Below are 21,600 nucleotides of genomic sequence, written 5' to 3'. Positions count from 1 at the left end.
TACGCCAATGCGGTGAGCGACGTAGAATTCTCCGGCGAATGCTGGAAAAGGGAGGAATACCATGCTGAGGAAAAAGACCAACGGGTATACACGCAGATCTGGCCGCGCGCCGATTGTGGTGAACAACGGTAATAACACCATTGACCGACGTGGATTTTTGCGCGGTTCCGGCCTTGCCATTGGCGGGCTGACGGCGATTGCCGCGACTGGCGGCTCCGTCACCAAGGCGACTGCCCAAACCGCCGCGACCCGCGCGGTTGAAACGGTTAAATCAGTATGCACCCACTGTTCCGTCGGTTGTACCGTGATTGCCGAGGTCGATAATGGCGTCTGGACGGGGCAGGAACCCGGCTGGGACAGCCCGTTCAACCTTGGGGCACACTGTGCCAAAGGCGCATCGGTACGCGAACACGCCCATGGCGAACGTCGCTTGAAATATCCGATGAAAAAAGAAGGCGGTCAGTGGGTTCGCATCAGCTGGGATCAGGCGATCAACGAGATCGGCGACGGCATGATGAAAATCCGCGACGAAAGCGGGCCGGATTCAGTATACTGGCTGGGCAGTGCCAAGCATAACAACGAACAGGCCTATCTGTTCCGCAAGTTCGCGGCCTATTGGGGCACCAACAACGTCGACCATCAGGCACGTATCTGCCACTCGACGACCGTTGCGGGTGTGGCGAACACATGGGGCTACGGTGCCATGACCAACAGCTATAACGACATCCACAACAGCAAGGCGATTTTTGTCATCGGCGGCAACCCGGCCGAGGCACACCCCGTGTCCCTGCTGCACCTGCTGAAGGCCAAGGAACAAAACAACGCGCCGCTGATCGTATGTGACCCGCGCTTTACCCGCACGGCGGCCCATGCAGACGAATATGTACGCTTCCGTCCCGGTTCGGATGTGGCGTTGGTCTGGGGTATCCTGTGGCACATCTTTGAAAACGGCTGGGAAGACAAAGAATTCATTCGTACCCGTGTCTGGGGCATGGAGGAGATCAAGACCGAAGTGGCCAAATGGACGCCAGACGAGGTCGAGCGTGTAACCGGCACCCCCGGTGCCCAGCTCGAGCGTGTGGCGCGGACACTTGCGAACAACCGTCCCGGCACCGTGATCTGGTGTATGGGTGGTACCCAGCACACGAATGGTAACAACAACACGCGCGCCTACTGCATCTTGCAACTGGCCCTTGGCAACATGGGTACGGCAGGCGGCGGCACCAATATTTTCCGCGGCCACGACAACGTGCAAGGGGCTACCGACCTTGGCGTTCTGGCAGATACGCTGCCGGGGTATTACGGTCTTTCCGCAGGTGCTTGGGCCCACTGGGCACGCGTCTGGGAAGAAGACCTTGATTTCCTCAAGGGGCGTTTCAGCAGTGAGACAGTTGGCGATACGCCAATGATGAACCTGACGGGTATCCCCGTAAGTCGTTGGATTGACGGCGTTTTGGAAGAGGCCGAGAACCTTGACCAGCCCGACAACACACGGGCGATGGTTTTGTGGGGCCACGCGCCCAACTCTCAGACCCGCCAAAAGGAAATGAAAACCGCGATGGAGAAACTCGACATGCTTGTCGTGGTCGATCCCTATCCAACAGTGTCTGCCGTCCTGCAAGACCGCACCGACGGGGTTTACCTGCTGCCGGCCTGTACGCAGTTTGAAACACGCGGATCTGTGACGGCGTCCAACCGGTCGCTGCAATGGCGTGACAAGGTGGTTGATCCACTGTTTGAATCATTGCCCGATCACACGATCATCGCGAAGTTTGCCGAAAAGTTCGGCTTTCACGACAAAATCTTCCGCAACATCGCGATTGATGACGGTGGCGAGCCAAACGTCGAGGACATCACCCGCGAATTTAACCGCGGTATGTGGACCATCGGCTATACGGGCCAAAGCCCCGAGCGGATGAAGATGCACATGGCCAACCAACACACCTTTGACCGCACCACATTGCGGGCAAATGGCGGGCCGGCTGATGGTGATTTCTACGGTCTGCCATGGCCATCTTGGGGCACAGCCGAGATGAACCACCCCGGTACCGCGAACCTATACGATATGTCCCTGCCGGTCGCAGAGGGCGGCCTGACGTTCCGCGCCCGTTTCGGTGTCGAACGTGAGGGCGAGAACCTGTTGGCCGAGGGTGTATTCTCGGCCGGGTCCGAAATCGAAGACGGTTATCCCGAATTCACCATGCAAATGCTGCGTGATCTGGGGTGGGATGGCGATCTGACGGACGGCGAACGCGCGTCGATCAACTTTGTTGCGGGTTTCCCTGATGGCGATCCTACCGTGGGCAACGCGTCGGATGACGGTGGTACCGGCAACGAAGAAGTCGGTGAAACCTCGCAAACCGGTGAAATCCAATCGGATTACGCACAGAAAACCGGTGGCGTGAACTGGAAGACCGACCTTTCTGGCGGTATTCAGCGGGTTGCAATTGCACATGGTTGTGCGCCCTTTGGCAACGCCAAGGCCCGCGCCGTGGTCTGGACCTTCCCTGATCCGGTACCGATCCACCGCGAACCGTTGTATTCGAACCGCCGGGATCTAGTGGCTGATTACCCGACCTACGAGGATAAAAAGTTCTGGCGCGTGCCAACCATGTACGCTTCGATCCAGGAAAAAGATTTCTCGGAGGATTATCCGATCATCCTGACCTCTGGTCGTTTGGTCGAATACGAGGGTGGCGGCGACGAGACACGTTCAAACCCGTGGCTGGCCGAATTGCAGCAAGACATGTTCGTCGAAATCAACACACGCGATGCCAACAATCTGGGCGTCCGTGACGGGCAACAGGTCTGGGTCGAAGGCCCCGAAGGCGGCAAGGTCAAAGTGATGGCCATGGTCACCGAACGGGTCGGCGAAGGCGTCGCATTCATGCCGTTCCACTTTGGTGGACACATGGAAGGCGTTGATCTTAGGGATAAATACCCCGAAGGCGCCGATCCGTATGTCTTGGGCGAAAGCACCAACACTGCACAAACCTATGGCTATGACAGCGTAACCCAGATGCAAGAGACCAAGGCTACTCTTTGCAAAATCTGGACAGCGTAAGGGAGAGATAAGATGGCTAGAGCAAAATTCCTCTGCGACGCTGAACGCTGCATCGAATGCAACGCCTGCGTCACCGCGTGTAAAAACGAACACGAAGTGCCATGGGGCATCAACCGCCGCAAGGTTGTCACGATCAATGACGGCAAACCCGGCGAACGGTCGATCTCGGTCGCCTGTATGCACTGCTCAGACGCGCCTTGTATGGCCGTTTGTCCCACCGATTGTTTCTATCAAACGGACGACGGTGTGGTGCTGCACTCGAAAGACCTGTGCATCGGTTGTGGCTACTGCTTCTACGCGTGCCCCTTTGGCGCGCCGCAGTACCCCCAAGCGGGCAACTTCGGCTCTCGTGGTAAAATGGACAAATGTACCTTCTGTGCCGGTGGCCCCGAAGAAAACAACTCCACCGCGGAATTCCAGAAATACGGTCGCAACCGTATCGCGGAAGGCAAGCTGCCGATCTGTGCCGAGATGTGTTCAACCAAGGCGTTGCTTGCCGGTGACGGCGATGTCGTCTCGGGCATTTACCGCGAACGCGTTGTGGCACGGGGCTTTGGCTCCGGAGCATGGGGCTGGGGCACGGCCTATGATCAAAAGGGCGGCTAACTGCCCGTTATGATACGACAATCATAGGGGCGGCCTGCAAAGGGACCGCCCCTATTTGGTCAGCCGAAAGGGATATAACGATGCATCGCTTGATTGCCGCTTTCTTGATTTGCCTACCTGTTTTGATGGGTCTGTCCGTCGCGTCGGGGGCCGATGCGCAAACAAATGTGCCGCCGCAGGCCAGCACGGTTGATACCAACCCTGCGGTGTCCAAACTTGACGATATTTTGCGCCGTCAGGAGGGTTTGAAAACCGCCGACGATGCGGTCCGCGCGACGGAAACCGGCGATCCCGACAACGCGATGCCCAGCACGGGCCAGTTGGGAACACTTGGCGGGGCATCCGACGCTGATCTGTGGCGCGCCTTCCGTTTTGGCAAGGCTGACATCACCACCCAAGCGCGCGTACCCGCCGCCACGACCCTGATCCAGGACGGCGGCATGTGGTGGCTCGATTTTCGTCGTGGGCCGCTGCAAACGATCGCGATTTACCTGCTGGGCGGCACCTTGCTCGCGCTGGCGCTGTTCTATCTTGTCCGCGGTCGCATCCCCATCGAAGGTGAAAAGACCGGCCGTACCTTGCTGCGGTTTCAGGCGTTTGAACGCTTCGGACACTGGATGCTTGCGTCGTCCTTTGTATTGCTTGGGATCACGGGCCTGATCTCGTTGTTTGGTCGTACCGTGATCATCCCCGCCTTGGGTCACGAGGCATTTTCATCCGTCGCGATTGTCTGCAAATGGGTGCATAACAACGTGTCTTGGGCCTTTATGATCGCGCTGATATTCGTGTTCGTGATCTGGGTTGTCCACAATATCCCCGACCGCACCGACCTGCGTTGGCTGGCAAAGGGCGGCGGGCTTCTTGGGGGCGGCCACCCGCCTGCGAAAAAGTTCAACGCCGGCCAAAAGCTGATTTTCTGGGCGGTAATCCTGCTGGGCGGATCAATCTCTCTGTCCGGGTTGTCGCTGCTTTTCCCGTTTGAATTCAATCTCTTCGGTCATACGTTTTCGTGGCTGAACGGCTTGGGCGCGCCGGGATGGTTCGGATTTGCCGATCTGCCGTACCCGCTCGCTCCGCAAGAGGAAATGCAATACGCGCAACTGTGGCACGCCCTGATCAGCGTGATCCTGACCGCGATTATTTTTGCGCATATCTATCTGGGGACCATCGGGATGGAAGGCGCGTTTGATGCGATGGGCAAGGGCGAGGTCGAAGAACAATGGGCCCGCGAACATCACAGCATCTGGGCCGAAGAGATCGCCGGACCAAAAACCACAGCAAGCAAGGAGCCATAACATGAAAGCGTTTCTAATCGCCGTCGTCGCAATGGTTATCATTGCTGCGGGGGCCTATCAGATTTTAGAGGTTATCAACGTGTCGACGGCCAAAGCGGGCACGTCGTCAGAGAACGTGCGTTTGTCTGAGTAGGGGAAATTTGCGGTTTAGGGAGGTACATGCCGACTGTGCGCACTCTGAGCAGCAAAGCGATCTGATTTCAGAGATATCGGTTCGACTCATCTGCTAGGCCAAGAAAACTGATTATGATGTCCTTGAGGAGTGCTCAATATGACGCGATCAGACCTATACAATCTTCGGGAAGATGAAGAGTTCGTATATGTACCTGAAGAATTTTTCAATCTTCTACCGAAGGAGTATCGCGAGGCTGCTGAGGCACGCAAGCAGCAAGGTAAAAAGGTCCTACGGATCGCCGATAACGACATCAAAGGTCTCATTAGGCTTGCGAGAGCAATACCAACAACATCAAGTCTTAGTTATATCTACCACCGCCTAAAAACAGCCAAATTTGAAGTAACGGCAGAGGCACTACTGGAGCAGGAAGTTCTCACAACTGCATTTATTGTGACCTATGCGCGCCTATTCGCAAGCGGAAATGGAGCGGTTAAGCTGTCAAAGACAGATATTCCGGAGCATTTAAGACCCGTTCACCAAGACATTATGGACCTTCGCCACCAAAGATATGCTCACAATGGTACTCATAAAACGATAAATAGTGGTATTGAGTTACATTTTGATGACGATGGGTTCAAGGTAAGCATGCAGATGAGACTTGGGTTCTTTTTGGGTGGTCGAAACGAGTGGGAGGAACTCATAACGTTCATTGATGCGCATATGCATGAAAGCCTTATGAAAATACTCCGTCGTTTAGAGAGAAAAACGGGCTACGAATGGACGTTTCCTGAAGGTCCGCGGCCTGATTGGGTTGGCAACTACGGTTAGAAGTTGGAACCGACATCTAATTTAGACATCATCATCCCGCGTGCCCATTCCTTCATAAATGAGCACCATAAATGCGATCTTTTCAAGCCTTTGACGAAATCGTACTAAACTAGATTGCGGCTTGGAGCGGGTAACGAGAATCGAACTCGTAACTAAAGCTTGGGAAGCTGCCGTGATACCTTTTCACCATACCCGCGCGCCGTGGACCTGATTTATGTCGTGGCGCACAAGGCGTCAAGTCAGGACTTGCGGGCGGTGAAAAAGTTAATTTCGGCGGGGATGGCGTGGCCGTCAAATTGCCCAAAGGCATCGGTCATCGCGGCCTGAATTCGGGTTTGGGCGGGCAGGTCCGCGTTAAAATGTTTGATCGTCCCTGCGGCGGGGCCGACATGCATGGACAGCGCTGCAATCTCTGCCGCACCGGCGGGCAGGGCGAGTTGCATGCTCTTGGCGGCACCGTTCACGTCTGTAAATCCGGCGCGTTCCAATATCGCGCATGTTTTGGTCAGATCACGCAGGGCAAAGGGGCCGGGGGCATCCGGGTCTGATTTCGGCGGCGCACCCAGTTCAGCCTTGGCAATCTGTGCGGGCAGGGTGAACCACGGGTTCGCGGGGATCTGCCCCCATGTGGCAAAGCTGAGCGTGGCACCGGGTTTCATCGCGCGGCAAATGTTTTCAAACGCGGTCTGCGTATCTGCGAAAAACATCACCCCGAACCGCGAGATAACATGATCGAAATGCACGGCCTCTAACGGGCTATCGGCGGCATCTTCCAGCGCCACCTTGATCCATGGCATTTGCGCCGTCCGCTCGCGCGCCCGTGCCACCATGGTGGCTGATATGTCGACCGCGAGCACGTGGCCGTCCGGCCCGACGGCGCGCCCGGCTTGCACGGACGACCCACCCGTGCCGCAGCCGATGTCCAACACGCTTTGCCCGGCCTGCAACCCTGCGCGGGTGATAACCCCGTCCAAAACAGGGGCTAGGAACGCGTCCAGCGGCCGTTCATAGGCGACCCATGTTGGCCCAGCGTTATTGGTCCAGAATTCCTCTTGGTCGTGGTTGGCAAGCGACATGGGTATTTATCCTTGGGCTTTGTTAACCGCGCCGACGGCGACGCCCGCCGCCCGCACCATCGCCACCACCTGTGTTAAAGGTCGCGGTTGGAAGGGTGACAATACTATTCAGGATCGGGAAAGGTTCAACGGCATTTGGGATGGCCGAGGCGTTTACGAAATGCTCTTGAAAGCGTGGCTCGATCGCGGTCTCGATCTTGTGGATATTGTGCACGGTTTCTTCGATTTCGGCACGGCTGGCACTGTTCAGCAGGGCAATGCGCGCGCCGGTGCCTGCGGCGTTCCCGGCCGATGTGACCTTGTCCAGCGGGGCATCGGGGATCATACCCAACACCATCGCGTGCTTGGTGCTGATATGTGCACCAAAGGCACCGGCCAGAACGACGCGATCCACCTTGTCGACGCCGAATTTATCCATCAGCAGCCGCGCACCGGAATAAAGCGCGGCCTTGGCCATCTGGATTTCACGGATATCGCGGTTGGTCACGGTGATCTTGGGGCCGCCATGGGCCGTACCGTCATAGACCAGATAGGAATTCGTGCGCCCGTCGGCAAAAACCATGGGCGATCCGGTTTGCTCGGCGGTGCCGATCAGGCCGGGGGCGTCGACGATGCCGTGAATGCGCATCTCGGCGACCATTTCGATAATGCCGGACCCGCAAATGCCGGTCACACCGCTTGCGCCAATCTCGGCCTCGAAACCGGGGTCATCAGACCACAGATCACTGCCGATAACCTTGAAACGTGCGATCTTGGTCACTGGGTCAATCTCGACCCGTTCAATCGCACCGGGGGCGGCACGTTGGCCACTGCTGATCTGCGCGCCCTCGAATGCGGGACCGGTGGGCGACGAACAAGCGAGCACCTTTTCACGGTTGCCCAGCAGGATTTCAGCGTTGGTGCCTACATCGACGACCAAAACCAGATCGTCGGACTTATCCGGTGCCTCTGACAGGGCAACGGCGGCGGCATCGGCCCCCACGTGACCCGCAATACAAGGCAGGAAATAGATCCGCGCCGAGGGGTGAATGGTCAGGTCCAGCTCGACCGCGCGCATGCGCAGCGCGTTAGAGGTGGCCAAGGCGAACGGGGCTTGCCCCAGCTCGAACGGGTCGATCCCCAAAAACAGGTGGTGCATGACGGGGTTGCAGACAAAAACCGCATCCACGATCAAGCCCTTGTCGACGGCACCCTCGGCGCAAATTTCGTCAAACAGGGTGTTCATGCCGGCGCGCACCGCGCGGGTCATCTCGTCTGCGCCGCCCTCGTTCATCATGGAATAGCTGACCCGGCTCATCAGGTCTTCGCCAAAGCGGATCTGCGGATTCATTACGCCTGACGACGCCACGACCTCTCCGGTTTGCAAATCGCACAGATGCGCCGCGATGGTGGTGGACCCCAGATCGACAGCCAACCCATAGACGGTACCCTCGTAGAACCCCGGCCACAGATGCATGATCCGCGGCGGGTTCTCGTCATCGCCCAAATGCACCGCCACGGTGACCTTCCAGCCGCCTTTGCGCAAAATCTTTTGCATCACCTGCAATATCTGCAAATCCGCTTTGACGTTCTCAAGCTCCCATTGATCCTTTAGCGCGGCACACAGCCGTTCCAGATCGCCCGAGGGGTCATGCATGTCAGGTTCCTGCACCTCGACGTAAAACAGCTTGGTTGACGGGTTCAACACAATGTCGCGCGCCTCGGCCCGCTTGCGTACCACCTGCTTGTGCACCTGGCTTTCGGCGGGCACGTCAATCACAACGTCACCTATCACCTGCGCCTGACAACCCAACCGCCGCCCGTCGATCAGGCCGCGCTTGTCTTTATAGCGCTGCTCGACGCTGTTCCATTCGCTCAGCGCGTCCTCTTGGACCGTCACACCAAGCTTGGAAAACTGGCCATATCCCGGCGACACTTGGCATTTCGAACAAATGCCACGCCCGCCACAGACCGAATCCAAATCCACGCCCAACTGACGCGCCGCCGTCAGAATGGGGGTGCCTTTTGGAAAATGCCCGCGCTTGCCCGAAGGCGTGAATACCACCAGTGGATCGTTGCTCATCAAATCAGTCCTCAAAACCTTTGCCGCAACATAGCGAAGGCTGCGCCGGACGAAAGCCAAGATACGTCGCAAAATGCCGCATCCGCGCCCTCGCTTCTCTGGCTTTTAAATATCCCGGGGTTCGACCCAAAGGGTCGCCCCTTATTCGTGGCGCGCCTTTGGCGCGACGGGCAGCGCCCCAAGGCGTCAACCTCACGCACCGCGCGCATGAAAGATGAAGCCCAAGAAGTTCAACAACAACTGTGCGGCCAGAATGCTGGTCGATCCGGTCGGATCATAATCCGGTGCTACCTCGACCAGATCAATTCCCACGATCTCATGCCGTTTGGCGGCGGCCTGCAACAATTCCAACACTTCGTAGTAAAAGAACCCGCCATGTGATGGCGTGCCGGTGCCGGGGGCAATTGACGGGCAAAACGCATCAATGTCGATCGTGACATACAGGCGCGCACCCTCGGGGACATGGGCCAACACGCCCATGGTTCCCATTTTGCGGGCCTGCCGAACCGATATGATATCAGACCCCATGGCGCGGGCATCGTCATAGCCTTCGCGCGCGGTGGAACTGACGTTGCGGATGCCGACCTGCGTCAACCCGGTGACATAGTCCTGTTCGGCCGCGCGACGCATGGGGTTGCCGTGGCCATGACGCACACCGTGGCGTTCATCGACAAAATCCAGATGCGCATCGATCTGCAAAATATGAATATCGCCTTGTCCGTCAAACGCCCGGATACAAGGGATGTTGATCGAATGATCGCCGCCAATCACGACGGGCAGGGCACCGGCATCCAGTATCGCGCGCACGCCCGTTTCAATATTGGCGTGGCTTTGTTTGGTATCGGTATGGACGATGTCCGCATCCCCGATATCGACGATATTGACGTCACCCGGCAGGTACACTGCATCATCTTCGTGGTCATAGGCCCCCGCATGGCCAAAGCTGAACAGGGTCGACGCCTCGCGCACCCCGCGCGGGCCAAACCGCGCGCCCGCCCGCCATTGTGTACCTGCATCAAACGGCGCGCCCAAGATCGCGACATCGGCATCCAGTGCTGTCCAATCGGGCTGATAGGGCCGTTTTCCAAAGGTCGAAATGCCCACAAAGGGCAGATCCAGTCTGCCGCCCTCGTATCCGTGATTGGCCATCGTAATGCTCCCGTAATACCTGTTCACCGCAGCTTTGACCGAGCTATGCGTTTCTGCAATGGGGCTGCGCGGCAAATGGCCCTTTCCAATCGGTGCAATCCATGAAATAGGAAACCGCCAAATGAACCCATGCAAGCCGAGGTGCAAAATGGAGATTCGTGAGGCTCTGACCTTTGATGATGTACTACTGGTGCCAGCGGCATCAAGCGTGTTGCCTTCTACGGCTGACACACGCACCCATGTGACCAAATCGATTGCTTTGAACATCCCGCTGCTTAGCTCGGCGATGGACACGGTGACCGAAGGGCGCATGGCCATAGCCATGGCCCAAGCGGGCGGAATGGGCGTGGTTCACCGCAACCTGACCATCGCCGAACAAGCCAAAGAAGTCCGCCGCGTCAAACGCTTTGAAAGCGGGATCGTCTATAATCCGATCACTTTGCGCGCCAACCAGACCCTTGCAGACGCTAAGGCATTGCAGGAACGCTATAACGTCACAGGTTTCCCTGTGGTGGATGAAATGGGCCGGGTCGTGGGCATTGTGACCAACCGTGATATGCGCTTTGCCACAGCCGATGACACGCCGGTGCATCTGATGATGACCGTGGACAAACTGGCCATTCTGCACGAACCCGCCGACCGCGAAGAGGCGATCAGCCTGATGAAAGCGCGCCGGATCGAAAAACTGCTGGTCACCGACAATCAAGGCAAGCTGACGGGTCTGCTGACCCTCAAAGACACCGAACAGGCCGTTTTGAACCCCACGGCCTGCAAGGATGACTTGGGTCGTTTGCGCGTGGCGGCTGCGACCACCACGGGCGATGCCGGATTTGAACGGTCACAGGCGCTGGTGGATGCGGGCGTGGATATGATCGTTATCGACACGGCGCACGGGCATTCCGAAGGCGTTGCCATTGCGGTCGAACGTGCCAAAAAGCTGAGTAACGAAGTACAAGTCGTGGCTGGTAACGTGGCCACGGGCGAAGCGACGCGCGCCTTGATCGGTGCGGGTGCGGATGCGGTCAAGGTCGGCATTGGGCCGGGCTCAATCTGCACCACGCGGATGGTTGCTGGTGTTGGCGTTCCACAGCTGACGGCGATCATGGATTGCGCAAAAGCGGCGGGCGATGTTCCTGTGATCGCTGATGGCGGCATCAAATTCTCGGGCGATTTTGCCAAGGCCATCGCGGCCGGCGCGTCTTGTGCCATGGTCGGATCGATGATCGCCGGGACGGACGAATCCCCCGGTGATGTCATTCTTTATCAAGGCCGTAGCTTCAAAAGCTATCGCGGCATGGGGTCGCTTGGCGCGATGGCCAGCGGCTCTGCTGATCGGTATTTCCAGAAAGATGCGGCCAGCGACAAACTGGTGCCCGAAGGGATCGAGGGCCAAGTTGCCTACAAAGGATCTGCGGCGGCTGTGGTCCACCAAATGGTCGGCGGTTTGCGTGCGGCAATGGGCTATACCGGCTGTGCGACAGTTGATGAAATGCGCAAGAACTGCTCATTCGTTAAGATCACTGGCGCAGGTCTGAAAGAAAGCCACGTGCATGACGTTCAAATCACGCGCGAGTCCCCGAACTACCGGATCGGGTAACGCCATAATTTGTTGATGTTTTGAAGGGCCAGCGCGTGAAAACCGCCGGCCCTTTTTCTTATTCCCAGCGTCGGCGGGTCAGCGGTGCGTGCCCTCATCCTAGGTATCATCATCCCGCTGCAATGAGTGGCACCGCCAAACCGGTTCTTGGTGTCATTGAGGGGCGTGAATTTTCTCAGCGCCGCTGTGTCGTTGTTGTTTGAGTCTTGCGCCGTGGCGGATAAGATCAAGCTATGAGCGACAAAAACACCACTGAACCCTGCCTGATCTGCCACCGGAAACTGGGCCCCGCCAAGATGCGCCCTTGGGTGTCTGTCCGGCCGGGCGTGTCCGAACTGATCACGCGGGATCATCCCGATTGGGGTCCGGGGAAATCGATTTGCCGGGATGATCTGACGGTCTACCGTGGTGCCTATGTCGAACGCCTGCTCGAACGCGAGCGTGGTGAGCTGGGCGAGCTGGACAGGCAGGTGATCGAGAGCCTGCAAACCGGCCAAATCCTGTCGCAAAACATGATCGACGGTGACGGGATGCGCGGCACCTTTGGCGAACGGGCGGCGGATCGGGTTGCATCGTTTGGGGGAAGCTGGACGTTTATCCTGATCTTTGCCGGTATTTTGACGGTCTGGATGACGGTTAACGCGGTGTGGTTTACCACGCGGCCATTCGATCCTTATCCCTTCATCCTGCTGAACCTGTTGCTGTCCAGCCTTGCCGCGCTTCAGGCACCTGTCATCATGATGAGCCAGCGCCGTCAGGAAACCAAAGACCGGGCGCGGGCGGAGAATGATTACCGTGTGAACCTGAAGGCCGAGCTTGAGATCAGACAGCTGCACGAAAAGATGGATCACCAACTGGCGCAGCAATGGGAAAAGCTGGCCGAAATGCAGCAAATCCAAATCGAAATCCTACAGGAGCGGATGGATGACAAACGCTGATCCGGCAGAACACGCCGCATCCGGGCGCATATCACAATTGCTGGCCCATCCCGCGGTAAAGATCGTGCTGCCGCTGCTGATTGTCGGTATCACCTTGTTTGTCTTGCATGATCTGTCGGCCAAGGTCCGGTGGAGCGATGTGAAAACGGATCTGGCAGCCAGCAGTTGGCGGTCGATCCTGTTGGCCATCTGCGCCACAGTGGTCAGCTTTTGCGGGCTGTCTTTCTATGATGTTTTCGCCGTGCGCAGCGTTGCAAAGGGCCAGGTGCCCGACCGTGTGGCCGCTTTTGCAGGCGGGGCAGGGACCGCGGTGTCCAATCTGCTTGGCTTTTCCTATCTGACAGGGACGGCCGTGCGCTATCGCATCTATGCGTCGCTTGGTGTTGATCTGGGGCGTGTCGGGGGGATTATCGCCACGTCTTGGGTCGCTTTCTGGCTGGGCCTGACCTTGGTTCTGGGGGTCTTGATGCTGGCGCATCCTGCGGGGCTTTCTGCGGTGTTGCCACTGTCAGGGCGTATGGAAACCCTGATTGGCCTATGTGTTATCGCAGCCCTTGTGGCGTTGCTGGTTTGGCTTGCGCGTGCGCCGCGCAGCATGCGGGTTGGCGGTTTCAGCGTGCCCTTGCCGGGGCTCAAGCTGGCGCTGGCGCTGATGGGCGTTGCTGTCATCGATCTGATGGGCGCAGCCACCACGTTGTATTTCCTTGCCCCCGCTGACCTGTCGCAAAACTTTGTTTTCTTCTTTGTGGTCTACATGATCGCGATCGGCCTTGGGATTCTCAGCCATTCCCCTGGCGGGTTGGGTGTGTTCGAGGCGACGATGATCGCCGGATTGGGCGCATCCGGTCGCTCCGATATGCTGGCGGCATTGTTGGTCTACCGGCTGATCTATTCCGTGATGCCCTTTCTTGTGGCCGTGATCGCTCTGGCGGTGACCTGGGCGTTGACGCAGCGCACCGCGATTATGGAGACCTCTGGCTGGGCCTACCGGCTGGTGCGCCCGTTGGTGCCGGTTGCGGCGTCGGGTGTTGCGTTGTTGGCAGGCAGCATTTTGTTGATCTCGGGTACATTGCCATCGGACGCCGCGCGTTTGGGCGTATTGCGTGATATCCTGCCCCTGTCGTTCATCGAGGCATCACACCTTGCGGGCAGTGTGGCAGGCCTATTGCTGATCGTTATCTCGCGCGGGCTTTACCGCAAGCTGCACCGCGCTTGGGCCATCGCCATGGTGCTGATGGCGGTCGGGATGGCCGCGTCGATCTTTAAAGGACTAGACTGGGAAGAAGCCGTGGGCATGGGCCTGACGCTGGGCCTGTTGGGGGCGTTTCGCTCCGCGTTTTACCGGGCCAATACGGCCTCTGTGTTCCGGCTGAATGGCGTTTGGATCATCAGTATCCTTGCCTTGTTGGCGGCTATTTTCTGGATTGGCCTGTTCGCCTATAGCCATGTTGAATACCGCGACGCCCTGTTGTGGCAGTTTGCTGTTGACGCGAATGCATCCCGTTTCTTGCGGGCCAGTGTGGTTGTCGCGTTGATCCTTGTCGGGATCGTGCTGAATTCGCTGCTTAACCGGCATACTGCGGTGACCCAAAAGCAACCCATTCCCGATGTCGTGCGCCAGTTGATCGCCCAAAGTGACGATACCGAGGCGCAGTTGGACCTGCTGGGCGACAAGGCGTTTCTGGTGGCGCAAGATAACAGCGCCTATCTGGCCTATTGCGATACGGGCGGGTCGCTGATCACGCGGGGCGAGCCTGTCGGCGATGAAACTGCCGGTCGCAAGCTGATCTGGCAATTGCGCGAACAGGCAGATCGGGCGGGCAAGCGCTGCGCCTTTTATGCGGTCTCGCCAAGATATCTGGCGACCTATCTGGATCTGGGCCTGTCGATCCTCAAGATCGGAGAGGTCGCGCGCGTCAGCCTTCAAGGGTTCTCGCTGGACGGTTCTGCCAAAAAAGACTTTCGCTATGCCCATAACAAAGCCGCCCGAGAGGGGTATGAATTCGCGATCATTCCCAAGGCCGAGGTGCCGGGCGTTCTGGCGGAATTACGCGGTATTTCAAACGCTTGGATGGCATCCAAACAGGGCGATGAAAAGGCGTTTTCGCTGGGATATTTCGACGATGCCTATCTGGCGAACTTTGACCACGCCGTGTTGCGCCATACCGAGACAGGGCGCATTGTCGCCTTTGCAAACTTGTTCCAGGGGGCGCATAAGCACGAACTGTCGCTTGATCTGATGCGGTATGATCCCGAGGGGCCAAAGTTTGCCATGGATGCCCTGTTTGGCGCGCTGATGTTGTGGGGCGCTGCGCAAGGCTTCCACTGGTTTTCGCTTGGGGCGGCGCCGTTTTCCGGCATCGAAAGCGGTGAATTGTCATCGCTGTGGAACCGCATCGGCGGATTCATTTATGACCACGGCGAACATTTTTACCATTTCGAGGGGTTGCGGTCGTTCAAGCAAAAGTTTGATCCCACATGGACGCCGAATTATCTGGCCAGCCCCGGCGGGCTTGCTGCACCGAAAATCTTGTACGAAGTCAATGTGTTGATCTCTGGCGGGATCAAAGGTCTGATCGGGTAGGGCGGATATATGATTGAACGATATGGCGACCATTCAGCCAATGAACGGACCTTTCTGGCATGGGTACGTACCGTGGTTGCAATAATCGGATTTGGGCTGGCCGCAGCACGTCTGGGACAGGAAAAGGTAACGCCTTGGTCCGAAATGTTGATGCTTGGTGCCGGCGCGTTGGTGGTTTTGATCGCGTTCCTGCGGATGCGTCATGTGCGCAAGAACATCGCGGCGGCTGAATTGATCGACGATACCGCTCTGACGACAGATGCATTTCTGATGGTGCTGATAGCATCCCTTTTCGGGCTGATCGCCGCTTTCGGTATCCATGTAACACCGCAATGATGTGGCTGGGGCGTGTGCCGTTCACGTGCTTGTTTTTGGTCGTCATGACGGTTGCGAACGGGCTGGCGGGCACGCTGGACGGCGCATTGCCCGCAAACGCGCTGACCCAGTGGGGTATCAGCCACCGCACTGTGATCGACGGTGATATGGGGCGGCTGGTGACAGGGACGTTTCTGTCGCATGATTTGGCCATGTTCCTGCGCCAGTTCGCGTTTGCCGCAACCGTTATCGGCTATTTCGAATGGCAAACCTCGACGCTGCGCGCGGTCCTGACCTTCTTTACGATCGACATGCTTGGCACGCTGATTGTGCTGTTCGGCGTTGTGCCCGTTGTCGCATCTATTCCCACACTTGGTCATCCCGCCGCCCAACACACGCTTGACGTTGGCATGTCGGCGGGCGGCTTTGGGTTGATTGGGGCCATTCTTGCGGGGTGGCCCCGCAAGGGGCTGCTGCTGGTGGCCGTTTTGCTGGCTATGGCGGGCAAGGTTTGGCTCAACTTTGAGGTCATTGCCGACTCTGCGCATGTGATCTGCCTGTTGCTTGGGTTTGCTCTCCAGCACGTCTTTCCGGTTCAGCGCCTGCACGCGGGGGGAAATAGCAGCATTGACCGGCAGTGACCGCCGCATAATCCGGGTGTTATGGCCCAAAATAGCCCACCCCAGCACTATCTTTCCCGGCCGCATAGCGTAAAGGAGGTGCATCCAAAGGAGAACGAATGATGGAAGCTTCACAGAGTGTACCTGAGCTGGTCGCTACGGCGAAGGCCAATGCAAAGACGTCCATAGACCGCATTTCTGAAATTCAGAAACTTGCGAAGGGACAGAATGCATCCGACGCCCAGCTCGAAGACCTTCGCGCAGCGACGGTGGCACTTGAACTGGCGGCGGTAGACATCTTTTCTCTTTTTGAAGCGCGGATGCAGCACCACTTTCGGCGCGGCCCGTTCTCGCGAAAATTGGAAGCGCTGTTGAGGGAGGCCAAGAAAACCGACCTCGCCAATAGCGTCCATCAATATTACCTCGCGATCAATGTGCTGAAACACGGAAAGGGCGCTAGCTATCGGGAATTGCTCGATATTTCGCGGCCTCTGTTCGGGGTAAAGCCAAGCACCGACATCATCTCCGATGAACCGGACGCACCCGTCGATCTGATAGATATTACGGTGCCGGGCTTTTTTGATGGGCTGACCTCGACCATTCTTGAGGCGTATGATTTTCTCGAAAACCGATAGGTTGTCTGGCTATACGCACGAGTTTTAGTAAGAGGCCCTGTTCAGGCGACGGTCGTAACAGATGACGTACCGAAGTGGTTAAAAGCCGCAGTGCGCCTCGCTCGCGGCTGATACATTCAAACGCAGGAAACGTGGTATAGCTGTCGGAATTTAAAAGCCCTTGACGATGAATGGCAGCCGTCGATACAGCCATACACGAGCGTAGATCAGCGAAAAGAGCCTGTTTTACGAACGTAGTTCGGCAGTTTGCACTGGTGAAATAGGGCTGCACCAGTCTATTTGTATGAACCTGCATGATATGCAGATCATCCGCAAAAGGCCGAACTGCGAGATGATCTAGGTCTGATAAGGCACTGATTTGAAGGACAACTAAACGTGGCAACGACATGACCCCCGGCGCGCGCGTCGCAGCGGCGATCGAAATTTTGAACACAATGTCTGACGGTCTTCCGGCCGAGCAGGCCCTGACACGTTGGGGCCGCGGCAATCGGTTTGCGGGGTCCAAGGATCGCGCGGCGATACGGGATCACGTGTTTGACGTGCTACGCCAGCGCAAAACCGCCATCCATCTAGGCGGCGGCGAGACTGGGCGCGCCTTAATGATCGGTATCTTGCGCGCACAAGAGGCTGATCTTGATAGTCTTTTCAACGGTGTAGGTCACGCGCCCCAACCTCTGACCGACGCAGAACAAGAACCGTCAACCGATGCAGACGACGAAACGCTGTGGAATTTGCCGGACTGGCTTATGCCACAGTTCAAGGCATCGCTTGGTACCGGTGCCAAAGCGGTGGCGTTTGCCCTTCAGGCACGCGCGCCAATCACGCTGCGGGTCAATACGGGCAAAACCACGCCAAGCGCCGCAGCAGTCGCGTTGGCCGAGCAGGGTGTTGAAACGCGTGCAAACCCGCTTGCTGAGACGGCGCTGACGGTGACAGACGGCGAGCGTAAAATTCGTAATTCGGACAGCTACTTGCAGGGTTTTGTTGAACTTCAAGATGCGTCTAGCCAAGCGGTCGTCGTCGCCATGCCGCGTGCTGGCCGCATTCTGGATTACTGTGCGGGCGGTGGTGGAAAATCACTGGCGCTGGCTGTCGATCCAGCGGCCCAAGTCACCGCACATGACATTGATCCGCGCCGCATGCAGGATTTGCCGGCCCGCGCCGCCCGGGCGGGATGTTCCATTCGTCAGATCGAAACCGATGATCTGCAAAACGATGCGCCGTTTGACGTCGTTCTATGTGACGCGCCGTGTTCAGGCAGCGGCGCGTGGCGCCGCTCTCCCGAGGGGAAATGGACACTCTCTGCCAGCCGCTTGGAAGAGTTAACGCAGCTACAGGACAGTATCTTGGACGCTGCCATTGAGTTGACGGCCAAAAACGGATGCTTGGTTTATGCGACATGCTCGGTTCTGGCATGCGAAAATGAAGATCGCATTAACGCGTTTTTAGAGCGTCACCCCGACTGGGCATTAGGTTTTCAGAAACGGTTTGACGCAAACGACGACGGCGACGGCTTTTTCACTGCGCACTTGAGGCGGAATTAGAACCGCGCATTATCAACCTATGCGTGTTTTTCGGGTTGAGCCGAACTAATTTACCATACCTTAACCTTACTGCACGTAGATCGATAGCAAGTTCGATGTGTCGGGAGGGCCGTTTTTGTCAAAGCTGAACAGCGTTGCCCAAGTTAGGCGCAAGCGGTTGCTTACCGTTGTTTTGGCTGCGATTGTGGCCGCTATTGCGGCAGTTGTGTCGCAAAATCATTCACTTACAATGGTTTTCATGGCGGCCGCTGGTGCCTTTTTATGCGTCGCAGCTATTGGCCTCGTTGCAGATGTTATTTCGGTGAACCGGCGGGGCAAGGATCGGCAGGCAATTGTTGATTTTATCACCAATGATGCAAGCCCAAGTATATTTGCCACCGATGATGGATCCGTGACGGCGCAAAATTTAGCGGCTGCGGGACTGTGCAAGGTTAAACCTGCCAAGACCGTCACCGCATTTCTATCCAGCCAATTCGCGAACCCGGCGGCCATTGTTTTCCGGTTGCAAGATCGCGCCGAAAAAACCGGTGCCGCGCGCGAAGACATTGTGACGCGGTCTGGTCATGTGCGGCTTTCCGTTCATCGGGTCGTTGACGGGTTTCTGTGGCGGGTTGAGGCTATTCAGGAAAAAGGTGCGGGGCGTTCGCGTGACTATGAACAGTCCTTGCCGATGATGATGGTCGGCCGGTCCGGTGCGGTTTTGTTCATGAACGAGGCGTCCCGTGCGCTCATCGGCAGCCGGGTGAAAACCCTGGACCGGGTGTTCAAGACATTGCCGGTTGCCCATGGTGACCTGGCCGAAGTGATGACAGCTGACGGCGAAGCGACGATGTTGGTCGGTGAAGTCGAAGCGGGGGCGGGCCGTAAGGCATTGTATTTGTTCGCCGCCCATGCGCCGCGGTCGCAGGACGCGGAATGGCGTGGTTTTCAAGAGTTGCCGATCCCGTTGATCAAGATCGCCCCAAATGGGGCAGTGTTGTCGTACAATCAGATGGCGGCCAGTCTGGTTGGTCCGGGTCTGCGGCCTGACGCGCTTTTGGCAACGCTGATGGAGGGGTTGGGACGCTCGATCAATGATTGGCTGACTGAAACATTAGATGGCAAACTGATGCAAAAATCCGAATTTTTGCGCTTAAAACGGGATGATCGCGAGGCTTTTGTACAGGTCACGTTGAGCCTTGTGACCGATCAGGGGGCACCTGCATTGATCGCGGTATTGAATGATGCCACCCAATTGAAAACCCTCGAGGCACAGTTTGTACAAAGCCAAAAAATGCAGGCGATTGGCCAGTTAGCAGGCGGCGTGGCGCATGATTTCAACAATCTTCTTACTGCGATTTCTGGGCATTGCGACCTTTTACTGTTGCGCCATGATCAGGGCGATCCGGATTATAGTGATCTGATTCAGATTAACCAAAATACCAACCGTGCGGCCGCATTGGTGGGGCAGTTACTGGCGTTTTCACGCAAGCAGACGCTGCGGCCTGAAACGCTAGACCTGCGTGATACGCTGGCAGATCTGACACATCTATTGAACAGGCTTGTGGGTGAAAAGGTGACCCTGACCCTAAGCCACGATCCGGTGTTGAAACCAATACGCGCTGACAAAAGGCAATTGGAACAGGTGCTTATGAACCTAGTCGTAAATGCGCGCGACGCGATGCGAGACGGCGGGGAAATCAAGATCACGACCGAATGTCTACACTTGCACGAGCCGCTTTCCCGCGACCGCGTTACGGTCCCACCTGGTCATTATGTGACCTTGCAAGTGGCTGACGAAGGTGCCGGTATTCCTGGGGATAAACTTCAGAAAGTGTTTGAACCGTTTTACACTACAAAACGCACGGGCGAGGGGACCGGGCTAGGGCTTTCAACAGCCTATGGAATCATCAAGCAATCGGGGGGCTTTATCTTCATCGACAGCACAGTCGGCGTCGGAACTGTCTTTACCCTTTATTTCCCTGTGTTATCTAGAACTATGACACAGACACCCAATAAAACTGTTGTGCCAACGGCTGCGGCCACGAATTTTGATGATGGAATCATTCTGCTGGTGGAGGACGAAGCCCCGGTTCGGGCCTTTGCCAGCCGCGCACTGCGCATGCGCGGCTATACAGTGCTTGAGGCCGAATCTGCCGAGGTTGCGTTGAAGACCCTTGAGGATGAGACATTGAACATCGATGTGTTTGTCACAGATGTCATCATGCCGGGCATGGACGGGCCAAGCTGGGTACGAGAAGCGCTAAAAGACCGACCAGGTGTGCCCGTTGTGTTCGTATCAGGCTATGCAGAGGATAGTTTCGGTGCGGAACAAACCGCTATCCCGAACTCCGTCTTTTTGCCAAAGCCGTTCTCGCTTACCGATTTGACGAATACAGTTCACAGCCAGATGCGGTGATCACGGGATGGAATCGTACAGCGCAAACTCCTCGTGGAATTTGCGGCGAAACCGTTGTTCTATGTCAGGGGACAAGGTTAATTCCATCTGAGGCGACACATTTTCACGTTTAAGATCAAGGGTTACTCCTAACCGATCAGATATAAACGCCTGAAGCTTGGGTTGATCTTCATATTTGAAATAATGGGTAATGCTTGTGCCGTTGGGTTGACCTGCCATGAAATTCAGCTGACTGCCGACATCCGCGAACCCGGGCTTTTTGCCTTTCATATACGCCAAAATGAATTCATCAAAGCTGATATCAAAGGTGGCATTTGGTTTGCCTTGCATAAACGGTCGTTGGCGGTAGCGATACCAACTGCCGAGCCAGCTTATGGGTTCGCGCATCACCGCCATGAGCTCCATCTCTGCGTCGCAAACTTTCAAAAACATCGGCCTGATGAATCGGTTATATCGATAGACGGGCGCATGTTTCAGCATGGGCGGCTCAGAAATGACCATGTCCGCCCGTGGGGCCAGCGCGGTCTCGTAGGCCGTGGTTCCTGTCTTGGGGACCGACAAAAAAGCAAGCCGTTCTTTAAAGAAAACAAGCATATAGACGATTTCCCAAGTTTAATTCCTACGGCAGTGCCACTGTAAATCTGATGTTAATCACTTCGGCTAAAAGATGGAACATGAAACAAATAGATTGAAATGTTCTGCTTTTAGTCTCATATGGAACATATAAAGAACAAAACCCGCGTGGTGCATGCAGCGATTGCGGCTTGGACACCA

At 56.8% G+C, this 21,600-nt stretch carries 17 protein-coding genes and 1 tRNA gene; 13 read left to right on the top strand and 5 right to left on the bottom strand.

Features of this window, described 5'->3' with window-relative positions; translation table 11 throughout:
- Positions 1-61 precede the first annotated feature (61 nt).
- From KZZ06_RS13145 to KZZ06_RS13130, 5 genes are all read left to right on the top strand, one after another.
- Positions 62-3,064: a formate dehydrogenase subunit alpha gene (locus KZZ06_RS13145; RefSeq protein ID WP_219580577.1), complete on the top strand. Its 3,003-nt coding sequence runs from the start codon at positions 62-64 to the stop codon at positions 3,062-3,064.
- Positions 3,065-3,076: 12 nt separating this feature from the next.
- A complete protein-coding gene (gene fdh3B / locus KZZ06_RS13140; protein ID WP_219580576.1) occupies positions 3,077-3,670 on the top strand; it encodes a formate dehydrogenase FDH3 subunit beta in 594 nt (197 codons plus the stop codon).
- A gap of 80 nt (positions 3,671-3,750) precedes the next feature.
- Complete coding sequence (locus KZZ06_RS13135) at positions 3,751-4,965, top strand: formate dehydrogenase subunit gamma (protein WP_219580575.1); 1,215 nt, start codon at positions 3,751-3,753, stop codon at positions 4,963-4,965.
- A gap of 1 nt (position 4,966) precedes the next feature.
- Positions 4,967-5,098, top strand: coding sequence for a hypothetical protein (locus tag KZZ06_RS22530; protein ID WP_257884351.1), 132 nt, complete (start codon positions 4,967-4,969; stop codon positions 5,096-5,098).
- Between the two features lie 138 nt (positions 5,099-5,236).
- Complete coding sequence (locus tag KZZ06_RS13130) at positions 5,237-5,908, top strand: hypothetical protein (RefSeq protein ID WP_219580574.1); 672 nt, start codon at positions 5,237-5,239, stop codon at positions 5,906-5,908.
- A gap of 122 nt (positions 5,909-6,030) precedes the next feature.
- Here the strand turns inward: KZZ06_RS13130 and KZZ06_RS13125 are convergent.
- The 4 genes from KZZ06_RS13125 to speB form a co-directional block, all read right to left on the bottom strand.
- Positions 6,031-6,104, bottom strand: a tRNA-Gly gene (locus tag KZZ06_RS13125).
- A gap of 43 nt (positions 6,105-6,147) precedes the next feature.
- Positions 6,148-6,984: a class I SAM-dependent methyltransferase gene (locus tag KZZ06_RS13120; protein ID WP_219580573.1), complete on the bottom strand. Its 837-nt coding sequence runs from the start codon at positions 6,982-6,984 to the stop codon at positions 6,148-6,150.
- A gap of 22 nt (positions 6,985-7,006) precedes the next feature.
- Complete coding sequence (locus tag KZZ06_RS13115; protein WP_219580572.1) at positions 7,007-9,046, bottom strand: ASKHA domain-containing protein; 2,040 nt, start codon at positions 9,044-9,046, stop codon at positions 7,007-7,009.
- Positions 9,047-9,238: 192 nt separating this feature from the next.
- The gene (gene speB / locus KZZ06_RS13110) at positions 9,239-10,195 is read right to left on the bottom strand and encodes an agmatinase (protein WP_219580571.1); all 957 of its coding nucleotides are present in this window, start codon (positions 10,193-10,195) and stop codon (positions 9,239-9,241) included.
- Positions 10,196-10,343: 148 nt separating this feature from the next.
- Here speB and guaB point away from each other — a divergent pair, with 148 nt between their 5' ends.
- From guaB to KZZ06_RS13070, 8 genes are all read left to right on the top strand, one after another.
- Positions 10,344-11,792, top strand: a complete 1,449-nt coding sequence (gene guaB / locus KZZ06_RS13105; RefSeq protein WP_219580570.1) for an IMP dehydrogenase — start codon at positions 10,344-10,346, stop codon at positions 11,790-11,792.
- Positions 11,793-12,025: 233 nt separating this feature from the next.
- Positions 12,026-12,730 (top strand): DUF1003 domain-containing protein, encoded by a 705-nt coding sequence (locus KZZ06_RS13100; protein ID WP_219580569.1) that lies wholly within the window; start codon positions 12,026-12,028, stop codon positions 12,728-12,730.
- The gene (gene mprF / locus KZZ06_RS13095; protein ID WP_219580568.1) at positions 12,717-15,314 is read left to right on the top strand and encodes a bifunctional lysylphosphatidylglycerol flippase/synthetase MprF; all 2,598 of its coding nucleotides are present in this window, start codon (positions 12,717-12,719) and stop codon (positions 15,312-15,314) included. The genes KZZ06_RS13100 and mprF overlap by 14 nt, the downstream gene beginning before the upstream one ends.
- A gap of 9 nt (positions 15,315-15,323) precedes the next feature.
- The gene (locus tag KZZ06_RS13090; RefSeq protein WP_219580567.1) at positions 15,324-15,650 is read left to right on the top strand and encodes a YidH family protein; all 327 of its coding nucleotides are present in this window, start codon (positions 15,324-15,326) and stop codon (positions 15,648-15,650) included.
- Positions 15,647-16,270, top strand: coding sequence for a hypothetical protein (locus KZZ06_RS13085; protein ID WP_219580566.1), 624 nt, complete (start codon positions 15,647-15,649; stop codon positions 16,268-16,270). Before KZZ06_RS13090 ends, KZZ06_RS13085 begins: the two co-directional genes overlap by 4 nt.
- 98 nt (positions 16,271-16,368) lie before the next feature.
- Positions 16,369-16,884 (top strand): hypothetical protein, encoded by a 516-nt coding sequence (locus KZZ06_RS13080; RefSeq protein ID WP_257884350.1) that lies wholly within the window; start codon positions 16,369-16,371, stop codon positions 16,882-16,884.
- A 386-nt stretch (positions 16,885-17,270) separates the two neighbouring features.
- A complete protein-coding gene (locus KZZ06_RS13075; RefSeq protein WP_219580565.1) occupies positions 17,271-18,428 on the top strand; it encodes an RsmB/NOP family class I SAM-dependent RNA methyltransferase in 1,158 nt (385 codons plus the stop codon).
- 229 nt (positions 18,429-18,657) lie between these two features.
- The gene (locus KZZ06_RS13070) at positions 18,658-20,826 is read left to right on the top strand and encodes an ATP-binding protein (RefSeq protein ID WP_219580739.1); all 2,169 of its coding nucleotides are present in this window, start codon (positions 18,658-18,660) and stop codon (positions 20,824-20,826) included.
- Here the strand turns inward: KZZ06_RS13070 and KZZ06_RS13065 are convergent, their stop codons facing one another.
- Positions 20,827-21,420, bottom strand: coding sequence for a gamma-glutamyl kinase (locus KZZ06_RS13065; protein WP_219580564.1), 594 nt, complete (start codon positions 21,418-21,420; stop codon positions 20,827-20,829).
- Positions 21,421-21,600: the final 180 nt, after the last annotated feature.

The sequence above is a fragment of the Sulfitobacter sp. CW3 genome (assembly GCF_019392245.1).
Lineage (GTDB): Bacteria > Pseudomonadota > Alphaproteobacteria > Rhodobacterales > Rhodobacteraceae > Sulfitobacter.
The sequence above is the reverse complement of the archived record's forward strand: the minus strand, read 5'-3'. Positions and strand labels throughout refer to the sequence as shown.